Here is an 18,825-nt window from a genome sequence, read left to right on the forward strand (position 1 = left end):
AATAGTCCGATTGCGCAGGCTTATCCGGATTGCGCAGTATTGTGCCATCGACGGGCATTGCAGTCGAAGAGGACGGTGTTTGTTAAACATGCCTTATAACAGGCGTGCCAGCCTTGCCTGGTCGATACTCCATGCCGCCCCATGAGATCGGTTTAACCAAGCTCAAACCAGTTTCGCCTATGATGAGTTCGTTACATGTCGTGGAAGGTGGATACAGCGCGGTGAATGGCAATTGGACGCAATTCGGTGGCAACCTTTCCTTCGTGTGCCTGGCAATTTCGCTCTGGGCGCTTTTTTCGATTGAGTTTCAGCGCCGATCCTTCCGGCAGGAAAAAATCGCCTTCGGGATCATAGCCGGCGGCGCCTCCATCGGATCCATATTGCTGGCCGTTGAATTCCACCCCGGCATCTATATCGACCTGCGTTTTTCGCCGCTTGCATTGGCCGGCATGTTCGGGGGGCCGATCGCGGCGGCCTTTGCCGCGGCGCTGGCGATAGCGTTTCGTTTTGCCGTCGGCGGCACAGCGATGGTCGACGGGGTCATCACCATGGCCGTCGCCACCGGCATTGGTTTGGCCGGTCATTTCTGGACCTTCAAGAGATCGCCGGAGCTTAAGGACGTTGCGCTGCTGAGCCTTGCCCTTGGCGTTGCATTGGTCCTGTCGATGGCCTTGCTTCCCACCTTGGTGAATGCCCATGTGCTGGCCGGCGTCGGTTTCCCCCTGACGGCATTGAATTGTCTCGCGACCGTTCTGGGTGGTTTCGTTCTGCTGAAGACACAGCAATGGGAGCTGGAGCGAAGCATATTGGTGACCGCATTTTCGCAGTCGCCCGATTATCTCTATGTTAAGGACCGAAACAGCCGGTTCATCACCGTCAATGAAAACATGACCCGCCTCTTCCGCTTCCGGACCACGGCGGAGATGATCGGATTGTCGGATTTCAATCTGATGTCGCGGCCGCTTGCCGAGGAATTATATTACCTCGAGCAGCAGGTCATAGACACCGGCGTGCCGCTGATCGATTCGACCGAGCATATCGAAGGCAGATTCCTGCTCGCCTCCAAAGTGCCGCTGCGGGACAAGCAGGGGCGGGTGATCGGCCTTGCCGGCGTCACGCGCGATGTTACCGAGCGCACCGCTCTGGAGCGGGAATTGCGCGAAAGCAAGAACCTGCTCTCGCATGCGATGGCCAGCATGTCCGATGGCATCGCCATGTACGATAGCAAGGGGTTTATCCTGTTTTGCAATGAGCAGTATCGCAATGCCTTCCCGCTCTCCGGCGAGGCCCGCGTGGTTGGCGCCCATATCAGCGACATCCTGCGCCGCGTCGTCGAAACCGGCGAGCGGCCTGGTATTCCCGATGATGTGGACGGGTGGATCAAGGCCGCCACCGCCTCGCTGCACAGCAACAAGGACGAAGAGGTTCAGCTTCACAACGGCGACTGGCGCAGCATCCGGACAAGGCTTGCGGAAGACGGCACGGCGATGGCCGTCGTCTCCGATATTACGGCGACGAAACAGGCGGAAATCGCACTCAGGCTGTCGGCGGAGCAGTTGAAGAGCCTTGCCGAGACCGATGGCCTCACCGGCATGGTCAACCGCCGGACCTTCGACGAGGCTTTCGCCCGCGAAACCTCGGGCAGTGGCAGGAGGAACATGCCGTTCAGCCTGCTGATGGTCGATATCGACCGCTTCAAGGCCTATAACGACACCTATGGTCATCCCGCCGGAGACCAATGCCTGCGGGTCGTCAGCAAGTGTCTGCGCCAATCCGTCAGCCGGCCGGCCGACATCGTCGCCCGTTACGGCGGCGAGGAATTCGTGGTGTTCCTGCCCGACACCAGCGCCAAAGGGGCAATGATCGTCGCTGAGCAATTCGCGGGGCGCCTCGCCCAGGAGAATATTGCGCACTCCGGCAGCGAATTCGCCCGGGTGACGGCAAGCATCGGCATCTCCTGCGCGACCGGAGCCGTTCTGCGCACCAACCCGAACCGCCTGCTGACCGAGGCCGACGCGGCGCTCTACGACGCCAAGACCCAAGGCCGCAATCGCATTCTGGCCCATTCGCCCAACGGCGAACGGCATGCCATGAAGGAAGCCGGTTAAATCGAAACCCTTCTTTGATAGATTTTTTCTATCAAACCATCGCGCCTGCGGCCTTGATGTTTTCTGCGCTTCGACAATAAGGGCGCATGGACACAAAATTCATCGGTAAGAAATCGGCGGCCGCCGGCGGCTGGGGCGCTTTGAAGAGCTGCGGCAAGCAATTGCTGCAAAGCGGCATGCCCCTTTCGGGCGCGCGCACCATGCTGAAAGCAAACCAGCCGGATGGGTTCGACTGCCCGGGCTGCGCCTGGGGCGATCCGGAACACGGATCGTCGTTCGAATTCTGCGAAAACGGCGTGAAGGCGGTTGCCTGGGAAGCGACGGAGAAGCGGGCAACGCCTGCTTTCTTTGCTGAAAATACGGTATCCGAGCTGCGCCGGCTGACGGATTATGAACTGGAACTCAATGGCCGCCTGACACATCCGATGCGCTACGATGCGGCGAGCGACCGTTATCTGCCGGTTTCGTGGCAGGATGCCTTTGCCGAGATCGGCAGCATCCTGAAGGGCCTCGACACTCCCAACCGGGCGGAATTCTACACTTCGGGCCGGGCTAGCAACGAAGCCGCCTTCCTGTATCAGCTGTTCGTGCGCGTCTACGGCACCAACAATTTTCCCGATTGCTCCAACATGTGCCACGAAGCAAGCGGCATCGCCATGCGCCAGGCCGTCGGCGTCGGCAAGGGCACGGTGCTGCTGGAGGATTTCGAAGAGGCCGACGCGATATTCGTGATCGGGCAAAACCCGGGCACCAACCATCCGAGAATGCTCGGTGACCTGCGCCGCGCGGCGATCCGCGGCGCGCGCGTCGTCGTCTTCAACCCTATCCGCGAGCGCGGCCTCGAGCGCTTCTCCGATCCGCAGGACAAGATCGAGATGCTGAAGGGCGGTTCGACCGAGATTGCCGGCCTTTATCTGCAGCCGCAGCTCGGCGGCGACATGGCGGCGGTGCGGGGGATGGCCAAGGCCGTACTGGCCGCAGACGACAGAGCAGTCGCCGCCGGTCTACCCTCCGTGCTCGACCATGCATTTCTCACCGAACACTGCGCGGATTTTCAGGCGTATCGGACAGCGGTCGAGGCCACAGGCTGGGCTGAGATCGAGGACCAGTCCGGGCTGAGCCGGGAGGAGATCGAACGGGCGGCCGATGTCTATACCAACGCCGAACGTGTCATCTGCACCTGGGCGATGGGTGTCACCCAGCATTTGCATTCGGTCGCGACGATCCGCGAGATCGCCAATTTCATGTTCCTGCGCGGCAATATCGGCAAGCCGGGCGCCGGCCTTTGCCCGGTGCGCGGCCATTCCAACGTGCAGGGCGACCGCACCGTCGGCATCAACGAAAAGCCGGCGGATGATTTCCTCGATGCTCTGGAAAAACACTTCCGCTTCACCGCTCCCCGCGAGCATGGCCACAATGTTCTTGCGGCGATCGGCGCGATGCTCGACGGCTCTGCCGAGGCTTTCATCGGGCTCGGCGGCAATTTCGCCCGCGCCACGCCCGACAGTGCCCTCGTCGAAAAGGCGCTTCGACAGCTGAAGCTGACGGTCAACATCGCGACCAAACCCAATCACTCGCATCTCATGCCCGGCGAGACGGCCTTCATCCTGCCTTGCCTCGGACGCACCGAGATCGACCTCAACGAAGCCGGCAATTCCCAGCTCGTCAGCGTCGAGGATTCGATGAGCATGGTGCACGGCTCCGCGGGCATCAATCGTCCGGCTTCGCCGCATCTTCTCTCGGAAGTCGCCATCATTGCCGGCATTGCGGAAGCGACGGTCGGTTCCGCCGCGGTCGACTGGGCGGAGCTCGCCGACGATTACGACCTTATCCGCGATCATATCGAGGCGACCATTCCGGGTTTCGAAAACTACAATGCGCGCCTGCGCAAGCCGCGCGGTTTTCACCTGCGCAACGCAGCAAGCCATCGGGAGTGGGACACACCCGCAGGCAAGGCGTCGTTCTCGTCCGAGGCGCTTCCCGAGGAGACGGTCCATCAGCGGGCGCGAAAGGGCGGGGGACGTCGTTTCGCCCTGCAGACATTCCGGTCGCACGATCAATACAATACGACGGTCTATGGTCTCGATGACCGATATCGCGGCGTCTACGGAGAGCGGCAGGTCATTTTCATTCATCCGGCCGACCTGAAGGCGATGAATGCCGAGGCCGGCGATCGGATCGACGTGGTCGGCGCGCATGATGACGGCATCGAGCGCATTGCCGGGAATTTTCGCCTGGTGCCCTATGACATTCCGAGGGGCAGCATCGCCGGCTATTATCCCGAGCTGAACGTGCTGGTGCCGCTCGGCAGCGCCGGCAAGGAAAGCGATACACCCACCTCGAAATCGATCATGGTGTCCTTGCGCGGGCGAAACGCCGCGTGAGCGAAGAGCTATCCGACGCCGATCGATTTTTCGCCCTTGTCGCTGCGGCGCGAGCCGGGGACATCCGCCTGACATCCATACAGGCGGGCCTCCTCGTCGCCGCCGAACTGGGTATCGCGCGCGACAGCCGCGCCTTTGCGCGCAAGCTCGGGATCGCCCATTCCCTCGTTCTGCGGGAGCTAAACGCTCTGGCGGGGAGGGAAGGCGTGGTTGAGATCGTCAAGCGCGATCCGAGGACGATGAGAGTGCACTACACATTGCCGCCACCCTCTTCGCCCTGAACCTCTCCGGCTACAAACGGCAGACACGCTTCCGGGTGTCGGAAGGGTATTCCCCGTAGGTCGATTTGTAGACTGCGGAAAACCGGCCGAAATGAAAGAAGCCCCATTTGAGACAGATCCCTTTCATGCTCTCCTTGCTCTCCGGGTCGAGCAGCTCCTGCCGCGCCGCGCGCAGGCGAAGCGTCAACAGATAGACGGCGGGAGAGGTGCCCCTGAAGGCGCGGAAGCCGGTTTCGAGCGCCCGGCTGGAGACGCCGGCCGCCTCGGCGACCTTCGGCATGGTGATCGGCTGATCGATATTGGCCTGCATGAATTCGATCGCCTTGCGCACATGCCGGGGAGCGATGAGCGCAGGCCCCTTGTCGAGGAAATGCGACAGCCGGTTCGGCACCATGCGCACGACAAGATCGGCCAGCGCCTGCGTCATATGCGCCATGGCGATCGGCGATTGCAGCAAGGGGCCGTTGTCGCGCATGCCGATGGCGATCGTCTCCGTCAGGTTGCCGATCGTCCGGCCGACCGGCGTCGACAGATCCAGTTCGGGCAATAGATCGAGTGAGCCGCTGAAGGGCATTTCGAACGTCTGGCCGATCGTCTGCAGGATCACCGACCAGTTGATCAGCAATTCGTCGATGACATTCGACTGGCCGTACATCAGGACACTATCTGGTTCGAAATTGTTATAGAGAAGCAGTTTTCCTTCTCCCGCCTCGGCGACGCGGGATCCGTAAGCCACTCCCATGCCGCCGCTACGCGGCACGACAATCGACAGATATTCCGCCGTATCGACGGTCGGCTCGATGTTGAACTGAAACTCCGCCTCGTGATAACCGGTTAGAAGGACAGCGCTGTCATTTGCGGAGAAATCCAACCCCCAATTGAAGTCCTGGGCGCGGCCGACAGGCTCGGCATCGAAGGCGCCGAAGGCGCCGCCGAGCGTTTCGACCATGTTGTCGAAGGACGAACCGCGAAACCGGAACGAGAATGGCGCTGGGCTATTTTCGGACATGCTGCACCCATTGTTGAGTCCGGCTGCGCTGACCTGCCCTTATCAACTGTTCGCAGATCCCGGCGCGATGCGCGATCCGTGCTGACGGATGAATGTGCGTCCCTCTATCAGTCATGCCGGTCGTCATCGGCTTGGAGCGCAGGAAGCCGATGCTTCCGAATTCGGGTATAGCGGGCGTCAAAAAACCAACCCGTTGAATGCATTATCGATAGTTCCCATCCAAGCGGCCTTTCGCAGCCTGGGGGCAGGAACTGGCAGACATGGGAACAATAGGCAAGCCGTCACGCCACCGGCTATCGGTGATGAAACGATTACGCAGAAAGGCAAATTTGTGGGGTGTATCCGTGAGGCCACGAAAGGCTCAACTCGGCAATCTTGCCGAGATACGCATCATCATCTGAAGCGGTGGAAAATATCCCCAAATGCGGGATCTGCGCAGTCGCCTGCCGAAGGTTCTATAGTGGACCGCTTAATAGCCTTCGGCAGGCAGACAGGCATGCTGGCATACGCACGGGATGGGGTGCGTATGTATGATCCCTTCCATCCGTTTTGGGGGTGATGGATGAACGGGCTTGGCTTTAGGACCGCAGACCATCATGGCCTTGGTCGACAATCATCTTATTGCTCCGTGGCCATCGAGCAATTGTCGGCCGCCGATAAAGTCGGCCAAGCGGCTTTTCGCGACGCAGTCTGGACTGGTTTTGCGCAAAATGTATAGGGAAGCGCGGGCTCGAGGCATATTCGCGCCGCGGCTTGCGCAAGGTGGGTAGAGCTCTTGAATGTCTCGTTTGGCACGCGGGAAGAGCTTGCATAAGAAGCATCGGAAAGCTCCGGCCTCACAGCTCCAAGGAGCCCGCCTGCCCTCATAGAAGGCATAAGGCGTGCTTGGCACGGCGCGGGTTCGGATCTCTATGACATCGATACCTGCGAGCGCAATTCCTTGCCCAGCCGGTGTTGTGATCGGGCAGGCCTCAAGAAGCCATTGCAAGCATTCTCAAGGTTCGGCGGCGGCCGGCTTCCCGGCGATGGCGCGTGCTCGGCGTCGCCAGCAAAACGGAAAGACGGCCGCCTTCGAAACTTCAGAGGGCGACCGACAGGGCGCTGTCGCGCTGGGGGGCCATGTCCTGTGAGTTGACCATCGCACTTGCGAGCTGGCGGAAGGTGACGAGCCCTAAGGTTTCCCCGGAAGGCGAAACCACCCTGGCATCGCCCTCTGGCGCCGACGACAGCATGCGGACGGCCTCTTCGACGGTCGTTCCCGCCACAATTGCCAGCCCAACCGGCGCCGCACCGGAGTGCAGCGGCGTCATAACGGCTTCGACATGGATGACCCTGCCACGATTGACCTCCTTGACGAAGTTGGCGATGTAGTCGTCGGCCGGGCGCAGGACGATGTCCTGGCTGGTGCCCTGCTGGATGACTTCGCCGTCGCGCAGGATGGCGATCTGGTCGCCGAGACGCAGCGCCTCGTCGAGATCGTGAGTGATGAAGACGATGGTCTTCTTGATCTCCTTCTGGATATCGAGAAGCACGGTCTGCATGTCGGTGCGGATCAGCGGGTCGAGCGCCGAATAGGCCTCGTCCATCAGAAGCACCGGGGCGTCGTTGGAGAGAGCTCTCGCCAGGCCGACACGCTGCTGCATGCCGCCGGAGAGCTGGTTGGGATAGCGCTGCTCGAAGCCCTTCAGCCCGACCCGCTCCAGCCAGCGCATGGCGACGTCGACGGCTTTTGACCGCTCCATGCCCTGGACTTCGAGGCCGAAGATGGTGTTGTCGAGCACGTTGCGGTGCGGCAGAAGCGCGAACTTCTGAAACACCATCGCCGTCTGGTGCCGGCGAAACGCCCGCAACTCGGTCTCGTTCATCTTGACGACATCGACGCCGTCGACCAGCACTTCGCCGGCGGTCGGATCGATCAGCCGGTTGATATGGCGGATCAGCGTCGATTTGCCCGAGCCCGAAAGGCCCATGACGACCTGGATGCGGCCGGAGGGGATCTCGACATTGATGTCCCTGAGGCCGAGCACATGGCCGTGCTTTTCGTTGAGCTCGGTCTTCGACAGTCCCTTCTGAACCGCATCGACATGCGCGGCCGGGTTGGGACCGAAGATCTTGTAGAGATGGCGGATCTTGATGCCGCCGAAACGATGCTCAGCCATGGACGGTCTCCCGATGCTTCTGGAGCCTTTTGCCATATGCCTGGCTGACTCGGTCGAAGATGATGGCGATGCCGACGATGGCAAGACCATTGAAGATACCCAGCGTGAAATACTGGTTGGCGATCGCCTTGAGCACCGGCTGGCCGAGGCCCTGGACGCCGATCATCGAGGCGATGACCACCATGGCGAGCGCCATCATGATCGTCTGGTTGATGCCGGCCATGATGGTGGGCAGGGCCAGCGGAAGCTGTACCTTGAACAGCTTCTGCGATCGCGACGTGCCGAAGGCGTCGGCGGCTTCGAGCACGTCCTTGTCGACGAGGCGGATGCCGAGGTCGGTCAGGCGGATCATCGGCGGGATGGCATAGATGACGACGGCGATCAGGCCGGGCACCTTGCCGATGCCGAGCAGCATGACGACGGGGATGAGATAGACGAAGCTCGGCATCGTCTGCATGACGTCGAGGATCGGGTTGATGACGCGCTGCAACCGGTCGGAACGGGCCATCAGGATGCCCATCGGAATGCCGATGGCGATGGATAGAATGGTGCAGACGAAGATCATCGAGACCGTCCGCATCGTATCGTCCCACATGTCGAAATAGCCGATCAGCATCAGCGTCACCAGACAGCCGAAGACGATCTTCAGGCTGCGGCTGGCAAACCAGGCGATGGCAAGGACGATCAGGGTGATGATCGGCCACGGCGTCTGCGTCATGAACCGCTCGGCGGCAATCAGGAAATGCTGCAGCGGCACGAACAGGGTTTCGATGCCGTCGCCATAGGCGCGGGTGAAGCCGCGAAAGCCGTCATCGATCGCCTTCTTCAGATTGCGAAGCGCGTCATCGTCCATATGTGGAAACTTATAAAACCATTCCATTCGGTTCCCCTTTTCTTCAAAGAGCCGCGGCAGTCTTTTTGTTTTTATCGGCGAGTGAGAAGCGGTGCGCTTTCGGCGCACCGCGATAGTCAGTGTTAAAGGGCAGCTTCGATCTTCGTGGCTGCCTCCGGCGAAACCCACTTGGACCAGATGTCCTTGTTTTCTTTCAGGAAGTGCTTGGCGCCGTCTTCGCCGGTCGCCTGGTTGTCGGTCATCCACGACATCAGCTTGTTGACCGTGTCGTTGCTCCAGGAGCGCTTCGCCAGGTAGTCCATGACTTCAGGCCCGACCTTTTCCGAGAAGGGCTTGGCAACCAGGGTGACGACATGATCGACCGGCCACGAAGCGGGCTTCGGGTCGGGGCAGTCGGCGACGGTGATGCAGCGCTTCCATTCGGCGGAATCCTCCGGCACGCCGGCTTCGAGCTTGACCATCTGATACTTGCCGAGCAGGGCGGTCGGCGCCCAGTAATAGCCGGCCCAGCCTTCCTTGCGTTCGTAGGCCTTGGCGATCGAACCGTCGAGGCCGGCGGCAGAGCCGGTGTCGACGAGGGTGAAGCCCGCCTTCTCGGCCTCAAAGGCCTTGTAGAGCTGCGAGGTGACGACCGTGCCGCCCCAGCCCTGCGGGCCATTGACGATGGCGCCCTTTTTCGGGTCCTCGGGATCGGGGAAGAGCTCCGGATGCTTCAGCACGTCGCCGATCGTCTTGATGTCGGGATGGGCATCGGCGAGATACTTCGGAATCCACCAGCCTTGTACGCCGCCATCCGGCAGCGGCGAGCCGACCTGGACGATGCGGCCTTCTTCCGTGCCCTTCTTGACGACGTCGGGCAGCAGATCGATCCAGGCTTCGGGCGCGATGTCCGGCTGACCCTTTTCGGCCATGGAGGTGATCGTCGGGACGGTGTCGCCGACGGTGATGTCAGCACTGCAGCCATAGCCTTCGTTCAGAATGAACTTGTCCAGGTTGGAGAGAACTTCGGCGCTCTGCCAGTTCATGCTGGCGATGGTGACGCTGCCGCATTCGGCAGCGCTGGCGAATGACGCGCCGCCGATCAGGCCGAACGTCAAACACGTCGATGCAAGTAATTTTTTCATTCTCGTTCCCTCTGTTTAGCGGCTGGTCGTGTCGAGCGGGGTGCCGCAGTGCCCGCCCCAACGGTCGTCAGGAAACCTTTCCCATACTCACCGATTTCTGAAATGCTGCCGACAATCCCTTGGCGACCGAAGCGTCGAATCCCGCAGCGCGCATGCTGTCGATGGCCGCCGCGGTCGTGCCGCAATAGTCGAGAAAGGTTTGAACGACGTCATCCGGGCTCTCGTCCCGGCGCTCCAAAAGGCGGCCGGCGCCTGATATCACCGTATTGACGGCGCGGCGCGCAATGCCGGCCGGCAGGCCGCGGGCGATGGCATCGCTCATCATGGCGGCCGCAAGCAGCGCCGGGAACGCCGGTCCGGAACCGGAAAGGCCTGTGAGGTAATCGATGTCGCTTTCCCTTGTGACCTCATCCTGTGAGCCGCAGGCCTCGAAAATGGCGCGGACGACGGCGCGGTCGCCTTCCGTGATATCGCCCGCGGCGATCCAAGGCGTATAGGATCTGACCACTTCGGCGCCGGCATTCGGCAGGGCGCGGACGACGCGGCCGGTCTTATGACGTTGCGAAAGGGCGGCAAGGCCGATGCCCGCCATGACCGAAATGACGAGCTTGCTGTCGGCATCGACCTCAAGGGTCCGCCAGTCATCGGGCCGGACGGAGAGAAGGATCACGTCCGAGCGGTCGGCAAGCGCCTGATTGTCGGAGGTCCAGAAAGAATTCGGGAAGCGATCCGGCTGCTGACTGCGATAGGAGAGTGAGAGATTCCGAGGTTCGACCAGGCCGGCATCGACAATCGAGCCGGCGATTGCTCCGCCCAGCCAGCCGCCGCCGCCAATTATGCCGATCCTCAAGGAAACACTCATCCGGGTCTCCTTTAACCGGGCCTGTAGCCATGCCGGGAGAAGAAGCGATCAAGCTCCCTCTGCTGCGGCACTTCACCCGTGTAGATCGCTATATATTCCGGAATCCGTTTCATGCGGACGGCAAGTTTCTCCCTCGATTGCATGGAAATATATCCGATCTGAACAAGGTAAGTTGTGCGCGCTCTGACATCCGATGTCGTTTCTGGTAACCCGAACCGCATGAACATGCGTTTTAGCGCCTCCAGCCGGATCTGATCGGCCTGCTGGACCTCCATCAGAAGCTGCTCGGATTGCAGCGCCCAGCTACGCACGGCAAACTCGAACTTCGCGTCGAAGAGATCGTTGTCGAGCCAGCAATCGAAGACGTTGAGCATCGCTTCGGCCAGCGATTCCGCATAGGCTTCCGACCGCTTGACGATATTGCCGGTGTTTTTGTCGCGCCATAGTGCCACGAGCGCGCTCAACAGTTCCTCCCGATCCTTGAAAAACCAGTAGAAGCTCGTGCGCGAGAGATTGAGCTTCTTCGCCAGCGGTAGAATCTTCACCGAATCCACGCCGGATTCCAGCAGGGAGTGGTAGGCTGCCTCAAGCCATCCTTCCTGCGATCCGCGCCAGCCAGTGTCGTTCAAAGCCTGATCCATGCCGTATCTCCTATCAAACTTTGAGGTCGCGCACAAGAAAAATGTACATCAGTGTCGAAATCAATGACTGAACTGTTTTCATCGTTGACACATATGTACATTGCGCTTAGCGTCTCCCTCGATGTTTTAATCCGGAACCACGGCCCATGTCGAATGATCCCCTGCTGCAGCCTTATCAGCTCAAGCATTTGAAGTTGCGCAACCGTATCATCGTGACGTCTCACGAGCCGGCCTATCCGGAAGACGGCATGCCGAAGGAGAGGTATCGCGCCTATACGGTGGAGCGGGCAAAGGGCGGGGTAGCCTTGACGATGACGGCGGGCTCGGCGGCCGTCTCCAAGGATAGCCCGCCGGTTTTCAACAATCTGCTCGCCTATAAGGACGAGATCGTACCCTGGATCAGGGAAATGACCGATGCCGTGCATGAAGAGGGTGCGGCGATCATGATCCAGCTCACCCACCTCGGCCGGCGCACCCGCTGGGACAAGGGTGACTGGCTGCCGGTCGTCGCCCCATCCCATCATCGCGAGGCTTCGCACCGCGCCTTCCCGAAGAAGTTGGAAGATTGGGATATCGAGCGCATCATCAAGGACTTCTCCGATGCGGCCGAGCGCATGAAAGCGGGCGGCATGGATGGTGTCGAACTCGAGGCCTACGGTCACCTGATCGACCAGTTCGTGTCTCCGCTGACCAACGAGCTTGATGGCCCCTACGGCGGCTCGCTCGACAATCGTCTGCGCTTTTGTTTCGACGTGTTCAAGGCCATCCGCAAAAGGGTGGGCGACGATTTCATTCTCGGCCTGCGCTATACCGCCGACGAGTGTCTTCCCGGCGGTACCGGCAAGGCCGAGGGCATTGAAATCTCCAAGCGCCTGAAGGAGAGCGGCCTCATCGATTATCTGAACGTGATCCGCGGCCACATCGATACCGACGCGGGTCTGACCGACGTGATCCCGATCCAGGGCATGGCGAATTCACCGCATCTCGACTTCGCCGGCGAGATCCGTGCGGCGACTGACTTCCCGACCTTCCATGCGGCGAAAATCCCCGACGTCGCCACCGCCCGCCACGCGATCGCAGCCGGCAAGGTCGACATGGTCGGCATGACCCGCGCCCACATGACCGATCCGCACATTGTCCGCAAAATCATCGAAAAACGGGAAGACGATATCCGTCCCTGCGTCGGCGCCAATTACTGTCTCGATCGCATCTACCAGGGCGGGGCCGCCTACTGCATCCATAATGCCGCCACCGGCCGCGAACTGACCATGCCGCATATCGTGGCAAAGGCCGAGGCCAGGAAAAAGGTCGTCATCGTCGGCGCCGGCCCGGGCGGTCTGGAGGCGGCGCGCGTCGCCGGAGAGCGCGGCCACCAGGTCGTCGTCTTCGAAGCGGCGAACAATGCCGGCGGCCAGATCCGGCTCACAGCCCAAAGCGAGCGCCGCAGGGAGATGATCAGCATCATCGACTGGCGCATCAGCCAGTGCGAGAAATACGACGTCACCTTCCACTTCAACACCTGGGCGGAAGCCGACACGATCGAAGCCGAGAACCCCGATGTCGTCATCATCGCGACCGGCGGCTTGCCGCATACCGAGGTTCTCTCGCGCGGCAACGAGCTGGTGGTCTCTTCCTGGGACATCATCTCCGGTGATGTGAAGCCAGGCACCAACGTGCTGATCTTCGACGATGCCGGCGACCATGCCGGTCTTCAGGCGGCGGAGTTTCTCGCCAAGGCCGGCGCCAAGGTGGAGATCATGACGCCGGACCGGTCGTTCGCGCCCGAAGTCATGGCCATGAACCTGGTGCCCTATATGCGCTCTCTTCAGAAGCATGACGTGACCTTCACCGTCACCTATCGGCTGGAGGCCGTCGAGAAGAGCGGCAACCAGCTCGTCGCCCATGTCGGCAGCGATTACGGCGGGATTGCCAAGCAGAGCAGCTTCGACCAGATCGTCGTCAATCACGGGACCATCCCGCTCGACGAGCTCTATTTCGAGCTGAAGCCCAGCTCGAGCAATCTCGGCGAGATGTCGCACGACCAGCTTCTTTCCGGGGAACCGCAGTCCGTCATCCACAATCCCGAGGGCAAGTTCCAGCTGTTCCGGATCGGCGATGCTGTCGCTGCGCGCAATACGCATGCCGCCATTTATGACGGCCTGCGCATCGCCAAGGATATATGATCGCAGGGAGGCCGCGCGTCGGCCGCTCATTTCGGGGGTGATATGAGTTTACGTGAGGAAAGCCTCCAGCTTTTCCTGGGTGCTGCATCTCTGGCTTTCGATCAGTTCGCAAAAGGCCCGGAATCCCGGCGCTCGATCGGTCAATTTTTTGCGGCGCTGGAGCAGCCGGGGATCGCGCGTGCGGGGGAGGGAAGCCGGTTGCCCGTCTGCGCTCAGCTTGATGTGGCGCTTGCGGCCGATCCCTCCTATGATCTTTCGCTGGCGCGATTGATAGAGGCGTTCAAAGGCATCGAGCCGATGCTTGAATGGCGTCGGCGCACCAAGTATGACCACACGGCCGGCGACAATTTCGTCGATGGGCATGCCAATGCCATGATCGTCGGCCCGGGAGGATTGGAGGAGCGGAGCGACCTGTGGCTGGGTGTGACATTGCTGGCGCCGCACGTGCGCTATCCCGATCACGACCACCCGCCGGAGGAAGTTTATCTCGTGCTGTCCGAGGGAGAATTTCAGCAAGGGGAGGGGGACTGGTTTTCGCCTGGTATCGGCGGATCGTTCTACAATATCCCCGGGATCAAACATGCCATGAGGTCGGTGGACACACCGCTCTTCGCCTTCTGGGCGCTGCTTGCCGAACGGCCGCACTGACGGCCGGCAGTCTAGACATAAAGGGGTTTTGCAAATGAAGATTCTCGTGCCCGTCAAACGCGTCGTCGACTACAACGTGAAGATCCGGGTGAAGCCGGATGGTTCCGGTGTCGAGCTTGCCAATGTGAAGATGTCGATGAACCCGTTCGACGAGATCTCGGTGGAAGAGGCGCTGCGGCTGAAGGAGGCCGGCAAGGCTGAGGAGGTGGTAGTGGTGTCGATCGGTCCTGCCAAGGCCGAGGAGACGCTGAGGACGGCGCTTGCCATGGGAGCCGACCGGGCGATCCTGGTCGAGACCGAGGATCAGGTCGAGCCGCTCACGGTGGCCAAGATCCTCAAAGGCGTGGCGGATGCCGAGCAGCCCGGCCTGATCATCGTCGGCAAGCAGGCGATCGACGATGACTCGAACCAGACCGGCCAGATGCTGGCGGCGCTGTTGGGTTCGGCTCAGGCGACCTTCGCCTCGAAGATCGAGATCGGTGACGGCAAGGCTGAGGTGACCCGCGAGGTCGATGGCGGCCTGCAGACGATCGAGATCAAGCTGCCGGCGGTGGTCACATCGGATCTCAGACTGAACGAACCGCGTTATGCCTCGCTGCCGAACATCATGAAGGCGAAGAAGAAGCCGCTCGACAAGAAGGCCCCGGCTGACTTCGGTGTCGACACCACGCCGCGGCTGAAGGTGCTGAAGACCGAGGAGCCGAGTGGCCGCAAGGCCGGCGTCAAGGTCAAGTCGGTCGCCGAACTGATCGACAGACTGAAGAACGAAGCCGGCGTGCTTTAAGCCAGGAAAGAGAGAACACCATCATGACCATTCTTCTTCTGGCCGACCACGACCATGTCAGCCTCTCCGACCAGACCGCCAAGGCGCTGACGGCAGCAAGCCAGATCGGCTCCGATATTCATGTGCTGATTGCCGGTAAGGGCGCCAAGGCTGCCGCCGATGCGGCTGCCAAGCTCTCCGGCGTCTCCAAGGTGCTGCTGGCCGAAAGCGACGCGCTTGCCAACAATCTCGCCGAACCACTTGCCGACCTGATCGTCTCGCTGGCCGGCAGCTATGACACCATCCTTTCGGCCGCCACCTCGGTCGGCAAGAACGTGCTGCCGCGCGTCGCTGCCCTCATCGATGTCGCCCAGGTCTCCGAGATCATCGAGGTGATCTCATCCGATACCTTCAAGCGGCCAATCTATGCCGGCAATGCCATCCAGACGGTGCAGGCAAGCGATGCCAAGAAGGTCATCACCGTGCGTACCGCCTCGTTTGCCTCGGCAGCCGAAGGCGGCTCCGCACCAGTGGAGGCGATCGCGGCGGTCTCCGATCCCGGCCTGTCGCGTTTCGTGAAGGATGCGCTGTCGGCCTCCAACCGGCCGGAGCTGACCTCGGCGAAGATCATCCTCTCCGGCGGCCGGGCACTCGGCTCGGCGGAAAAATTCAAGGAAGTCATCCTGCCGCTTGCCGACAAGCTCGGCGCTGCCGTCGGCGCATCCCGTGCCGCCGTCGATGCCGGTTATGCGCCGAACGACTGGCAGGTCGGCCAGACCGGCAAGGTGGTGGCGCCGCAGCTTTATATCGCCGCCGGCATCTCCGGGGCCATCCAGCATCTGGCCGGCATGAAGGACAGTAAGGTGATCGTCGCCATCAACAAGGACGAGGAAGCGCCGATCTTCCAGGTCGCCGACTACGGCCTGGTTGCCGATCTGTTCGAAGCCCTGCCGGAATTGGAAAAGGCGCTCTAAGCGAGGGGACTGAACGTGGCGCGCGCGGTGGGACGTCCAATCAAACGTGGGGCCGATCTTCTTCTGAACGATGAGGAAAAGCCGGCTTATATACGGCTGCACGACATCGGCAGGGAAAGGCGTCCTCGGCCGCTGCAGGAATTCCTCAACGACGTCGGCGGCCTGATGTTGTCGGCCGACGCCCCTGCTGTCGCCAGTTTCGTCGCGGGCAAGGTTCTGCAGAAGCTGCTCAAAACCGGCAAGGTGCGCCCCCTGGAGGGCGGGCCTCTTGCCGGTGCGCCCGAGGGGCTTGATGACGCCATTGGCCATCTTGCCAAATCAGGACGGAAATACGAGGCGATCGCCGGCCAATTCAGAAGTCTTGCCGACAGCCTGCTCTGGCGGCGCGGACGCTCGGGTCCGTTTGCAAGCCTGAATTTCGGCAACACGCATTCGCATGCTGTCGTGGTCGGTCCCGGTGGCATGGAGGAGCGCGCCGATCTCAGGGTCGGCGTGATCTACATGGACCGCTACACCCGGTTTCCCGATCATGTTCAGACGCAGCCGCGCGCTTTCATTCTGCTGTCGCCGGCAGAAATCTGCCTCGGCAATTCCCAATGGTTCTCCGCCGCAACCGGCACAGTCTTCGCGAACGATGCGGGGCAATCATTCGCGATAAGATGCACGGCAAGGCCGCTTCTCGCGGTCTGGTGCCAGGTTGAGCCGGAGACGTGATGGGGGTGGCTTTGGCAGCGATCGGCGAAGGCCGATAATGCGGCCAGCCTATCCGAATATCTAGCAGTCAGAATTCAATTTAAGAGGAAGGATATCAAAAATGGACGTTCGCGCCGCCGTAGCCGTTCAGGCCGGAAAACCGCTCGAAGTGATGACCGTTCAGCTGGAAGGCCCGCGGGCCGGCGAAGTGCTGGTCGAGGTCAAGGCGACCGGCATCTGCCACACCGACGATTTCACGCTGTCGGGCGCCGATCCGGAAGGCCTGTTTCCGGCGATCCTCGGCCATGAGGGTGCGGGCATCGTCGTCGACGTCGGTCCGGGTGTCACCTCGGTCAAGAAGGGCGACCATGTCATTCCGCTCTACACGCCGGAATGCCGCGAATGTTATTCCTGCCTTTCCCGCAAGACCAATCTCTGCACCGCGATCCGCTCGACCCAGGGCCAGGGCGTGATGCCGGATGGCACCTCGCGCTTTTCGATCGGCAAGGACAAGATCCATCATTACATGGGCTGCTCGACCTTCGCCAATTTCACCGTGCTGCCGGAGATCGCCCTTGCCAAGGTCAATCCCGACGCCCCCTTCGACAAGATCTGCTACATCGGCTGCGGGGTCACCACCGGCATCGGCGCGGTGATCAACACCGCCAAGGTCGAGATCGGTTCGACGGCGATCGTCTTCGGTCTCGGCGGCATCGGCCTCAACGTGCTGCAGGGGCTGAGGCTTGCCGGCGCCGACATGATCATCGGTGTCGACATCAACAATGACCGCAAGGCCTGGGGCGAGAAATTCGGCATGACGCATTTCGTCAATCCGAAGGAAGTCGGCGACGACATCGTGCCTCATCTCGTCAATATGACCAAGCGCAACGGCGATCTGATCGGCGGCGCCGACTATACATTCGACTGCACCGGCAACACCAAGGTGATGCGCCAGGCGCTTGAGGCCAGCCATCGCGGCTGGGGCAAATCGATCATCATCGGCGTTGCCGGCGCCGGCCAGGAGATCTCGACGCGTCCGTTCCAGCTGGTCACCGGCCGCAACTGGATGGGCACCGCCTTCGGCGGCGCGCGCGGGCGTACCGACGTGCCGAAGATCGTCGACTGGTACATGCAGGGCAAGATCCAGATCGACCCGATGATCACCCACACCATGCCGCTCCAAGACATCAACAAGGGCTTCGACATGATGCACAAGGGTGAAAGCATCCGCGGCGTGGTGGTCTACTAAGCCATGAAAACCATCTCGACCGAGAAGTCTCATGGCGGCACCCAAGGGGTCTACGTCAGTCGCTCCGAGGCCTGCGACTGCGACATGACCTTTGCGGTATACGTGCCGCCGCAGGCGGCCAAGGGCAATTGCCCGGTGCTGTGGTACCTGTCCGGCCTGACCTGCACGCATGCCAATGTCATGGACAAGGGTGAATATCGGCGGCTTTCGGCCGAGCTCGGACTGATCGTCGTCTGCCCGGATACCAGTCCCCGCGGCGACCACGTTCCGGATGAACCGGACAATTGGCAGTTCGGCAAGGGGGCCGGCTTTTATGTCGATGCCACCGAGCCGCCTTTTTCGGCGAATTATCGCATGTACAGCTACATCACCGACGAGCTGCCGCGCCTGCTTGCCGCGGAATTTCCCGTCGACATGGACCGCCAGGCAATCTTCGGCCATTCGATGGGCGGACATGGCGCAATCACCATCGCGCTCAAGAACCCGGGCCGCTTCCGCAGCTGCTCGGCCTTCGCGCCGATCAGCCACCCCTCGGTTTCCGGCTGGTCGAAACCGGCCTTGCGGAAATATCTTGGGCCCGATGAGAAGACCTGGCGGGCCTATGATGCCTGCTCGTTGATCGAAGACGGTCGCCGGTTCCCGGAACTCTTCGTCGACCAGGGAACAACCGATAGCTTCCTGGAGGACGGCTTGCGTCCCGATGAGCTCCGGCAGGCCTGCGAAGCGGCGGGCATTCCGCTCAGGCTGCGCATGCAGGAAGGCTACGGCCACTCCTACTTTTTCATTTCGACATTCATGGAGGACCATCTGCGCTGGCATGCGCAGAGGTTGGGAAATTGATCGCGGAGCTCGGCCGGGCATAACGCAAACGGCCAAGGTGGGAAGGAGAACATC

General features: G+C 61.3%; 16 protein-coding genes. 10 read left to right on the forward strand and 6 right to left on the reverse strand.

Annotated features, from left to right (window positions below):
* Positions 1-179 precede the first annotated feature (179 nt).
* The 3 genes from FHX14_RS29130 (at position 180) to FHX14_RS29140 (ending at position 4,773) form a co-directional block, all read left to right on the forward strand.
* Positions 180-2,108 carry a diguanylate cyclase gene (locus FHX14_RS29130; protein WP_184380432.1) on the forward strand — a complete coding sequence of 643 codons (1,929 nt, stop codon included), beginning with the start codon at positions 180-182 and terminating at the stop codon, positions 2,106-2,108.
* An 86-nt stretch (positions 2,109-2,194) separates the two neighbouring features.
* The gene (locus FHX14_RS29135; protein WP_184380434.1) at positions 2,195-4,492 is read left to right on the forward strand and encodes an FdhF/YdeP family oxidoreductase; all 2,298 of its coding nucleotides are present in this window, start codon (positions 2,195-2,197) and stop codon (positions 4,490-4,492) included.
* Entirely contained in the window at positions 4,489-4,773 is a 285-nt protein-coding gene (locus FHX14_RS29140; protein WP_003592375.1) for a hypothetical protein, read from the forward strand. The genes FHX14_RS29135 and FHX14_RS29140 overlap by 4 nt, the downstream gene beginning before the upstream one ends.
* Before the next feature lie 10 nt (positions 4,774-4,783).
* Here the strand turns inward: FHX14_RS29140 and FHX14_RS29145 are convergent, their stop codons facing one another.
* From FHX14_RS29145 to FHX14_RS29170, 6 genes are all read right to left on the reverse strand, one after another.
* Positions 4,784-5,782 (reverse strand): AraC family transcriptional regulator, encoded by a 999-nt coding sequence (locus tag FHX14_RS29145; RefSeq protein ID WP_184380436.1) that lies wholly within the window; start codon positions 5,780-5,782, stop codon positions 4,784-4,786.
* A 1,079-nt stretch (positions 5,783-6,861) separates the two neighbouring features.
* The gene (locus FHX14_RS29150; protein ID WP_184380438.1) at positions 6,862-7,941 is read right to left on the reverse strand and encodes a glycine betaine/L-proline ABC transporter ATP-binding protein; all 1,080 of its coding nucleotides are present in this window, start codon (positions 7,939-7,941) and stop codon (positions 6,862-6,864) included.
* Positions 7,934-8,821, reverse strand: a complete 888-nt coding sequence (locus tag FHX14_RS29155; RefSeq protein ID WP_003592380.1) for a proline/glycine betaine ABC transporter permease — start codon at positions 8,819-8,821, stop codon at positions 7,934-7,936. Before FHX14_RS29155 ends, FHX14_RS29150 begins: the two co-directional genes overlap by 8 nt.
* A gap of 95 nt (positions 8,822-8,916) precedes the next feature.
* A complete protein-coding gene (locus tag FHX14_RS29160) occupies positions 8,917-9,918 on the reverse strand; it encodes an ABC transporter substrate-binding protein (RefSeq protein WP_003592382.1) in 1,002 nt (333 codons plus the stop codon).
* Between the two features lie 67 nt (positions 9,919-9,985).
* Positions 9,986-10,780: a pyrroline-5-carboxylate reductase dimerization domain-containing protein gene (locus FHX14_RS29165; RefSeq protein ID WP_184380440.1), complete on the reverse strand. Its 795-nt coding sequence runs from the start codon at positions 10,778-10,780 to the stop codon at positions 9,986-9,988.
* Between the two features lie 11 nt (positions 10,781-10,791).
* Positions 10,792-11,421 carry a TetR/AcrR family transcriptional regulator gene (locus FHX14_RS29170; protein ID WP_003592385.1) on the reverse strand — a complete coding sequence of 210 codons (630 nt, stop codon included), beginning with the start codon at positions 11,419-11,421 and terminating at the stop codon, positions 10,792-10,794.
* A gap of 146 nt (positions 11,422-11,567) precedes the next feature.
* On the opposite strand from FHX14_RS29170, the gene FHX14_RS29175 reads away from it, so the two are divergent.
* From FHX14_RS29175 to fghA, 7 genes are all read left to right on the forward strand, one after another.
* Positions 11,568-13,604 carry an NADH:flavin oxidoreductase gene (locus FHX14_RS29175; protein WP_184380442.1) on the forward strand — a complete coding sequence of 679 codons (2,037 nt, stop codon included), beginning with the start codon at positions 11,568-11,570 and terminating at the stop codon, positions 13,602-13,604.
* Positions 13,605-13,646: 42 nt separating this feature from the next.
* On the forward strand, positions 13,647-14,252 hold the full coding sequence (locus FHX14_RS29180) for a dimethylsulfoniopropionate lyase (RefSeq protein ID WP_184380444.1): 606 nt from the start codon (positions 13,647-13,649) through the stop codon (positions 14,250-14,252).
* Between the two features lie 34 nt (positions 14,253-14,286).
* Positions 14,287-15,036 carry an electron transfer flavoprotein subunit beta/FixA family protein gene (locus FHX14_RS29185; protein WP_184380446.1) on the forward strand — a complete coding sequence of 250 codons (750 nt, stop codon included), beginning with the start codon at positions 14,287-14,289 and terminating at the stop codon, positions 15,034-15,036.
* A gap of 23 nt (positions 15,037-15,059) precedes the next feature.
* Positions 15,060-15,989, forward strand: coding sequence for an electron transfer flavoprotein subunit alpha/FixB family protein (locus tag FHX14_RS29190; protein WP_184380448.1), 930 nt, complete (start codon positions 15,060-15,062; stop codon positions 15,987-15,989).
* A gap of 15 nt (positions 15,990-16,004) precedes the next feature.
* On the forward strand, positions 16,005-16,703 hold the full coding sequence (locus FHX14_RS29195) for a dimethylsulfonioproprionate lyase family protein (protein WP_184380450.1): 699 nt from the start codon (positions 16,005-16,007) through the stop codon (positions 16,701-16,703).
* A 100-nt stretch (positions 16,704-16,803) separates the two neighbouring features.
* Positions 16,804-17,931 carry an S-(hydroxymethyl)glutathione dehydrogenase/class III alcohol dehydrogenase gene (locus FHX14_RS29200; RefSeq protein WP_012555864.1) on the forward strand — a complete coding sequence of 376 codons (1,128 nt, stop codon included), beginning with the start codon at positions 16,804-16,806 and terminating at the stop codon, positions 17,929-17,931.
* Between the two features lie 3 nt (positions 17,932-17,934).
* Positions 17,935-18,771, forward strand: a complete 837-nt coding sequence (gene fghA / locus FHX14_RS29205; protein WP_184380452.1) for an S-formylglutathione hydrolase — start codon at positions 17,935-17,937, stop codon at positions 18,769-18,771.
* The last annotated feature ends 54 nt before the right edge of the window (positions 18,772-18,825 follow it).

Source organism: Rhizobium sp. BK619 (genome assembly GCF_014195245.1).
GTDB lineage: Bacteria > Pseudomonadota > Alphaproteobacteria > Rhizobiales > Rhizobiaceae > Rhizobium > Rhizobium acidisoli.

Bases quoted from the DNA above. Each gene is read 5' to 3' on its own strand.
- FHX14_RS29130 (WP_184380432.1), top strand. From the start codon at position 180: ATGATGAGTTCGTTACATGTCGTGGAAGGTGGATACAGCGCGGTGAAT.
- FHX14_RS29135 (WP_184380434.1), top strand. From the start codon at position 2,195: ATGGACACAAAATTCATCGGTAAGAAATCGGCGGCCGCCGGCGGCTGG.
- FHX14_RS29145 (WP_184380436.1), bottom strand. From the start codon at position 5,782: ATGTCCGAAAATAGCCCAGCGCCATTCTCGTTCCGGTTTCGCGGTTCG.
- FHX14_RS29150 (WP_184380438.1), bottom strand. From the start codon at position 7,941: ATGGCTGAGCATCGTTTCGGCGGCATCAAGATCCGCCATCTCTACAAG.
- FHX14_RS29155 (WP_003592380.1), bottom strand. From the start codon at position 8,821: ATGGAATGGTTTTATAAGTTTCCACATATGGACGATGACGCGCTTCGC.
- FHX14_RS29160 (WP_003592382.1), bottom strand. From the start codon at position 9,918: ATGAAAAAATTACTTGCATCGACGTGTTTGACGTTCGGCCTGATCGGC.
- FHX14_RS29165 (WP_184380440.1), bottom strand. From the start codon at position 10,780: ATGAGTGTTTCCTTGAGGATCGGCATAATTGGCGGCGGCGGCTGGCTG.
- FHX14_RS29170 (WP_003592385.1), bottom strand. From the start codon at position 11,421: ATGGATCAGGCTTTGAACGACACTGGCTGGCGCGGATCGCAGGAAGGA.
- FHX14_RS29175 (WP_184380442.1), top strand. From the start codon at position 11,568: ATGTCGAATGATCCCCTGCTGCAGCCTTATCAGCTCAAGCATTTGAAG.
- FHX14_RS29180 (WP_184380444.1), top strand. From the start codon at position 13,647: ATGAGTTTACGTGAGGAAAGCCTCCAGCTTTTCCTGGGTGCTGCATCT.
- FHX14_RS29185 (WP_184380446.1), top strand. From the start codon at position 14,287: ATGAAGATTCTCGTGCCCGTCAAACGCGTCGTCGACTACAACGTGAAG.
- FHX14_RS29190 (WP_184380448.1), top strand. From the start codon at position 15,060: ATGACCATTCTTCTTCTGGCCGACCACGACCATGTCAGCCTCTCCGAC.
- FHX14_RS29200 (WP_012555864.1), top strand. From the start codon at position 16,804: ATGGACGTTCGCGCCGCCGTAGCCGTTCAGGCCGGAAAACCGCTCGAA.
- fghA (WP_184380452.1), top strand. From the start codon at position 17,935: ATGAAAACCATCTCGACCGAGAAGTCTCATGGCGGCACCCAAGGGGTC.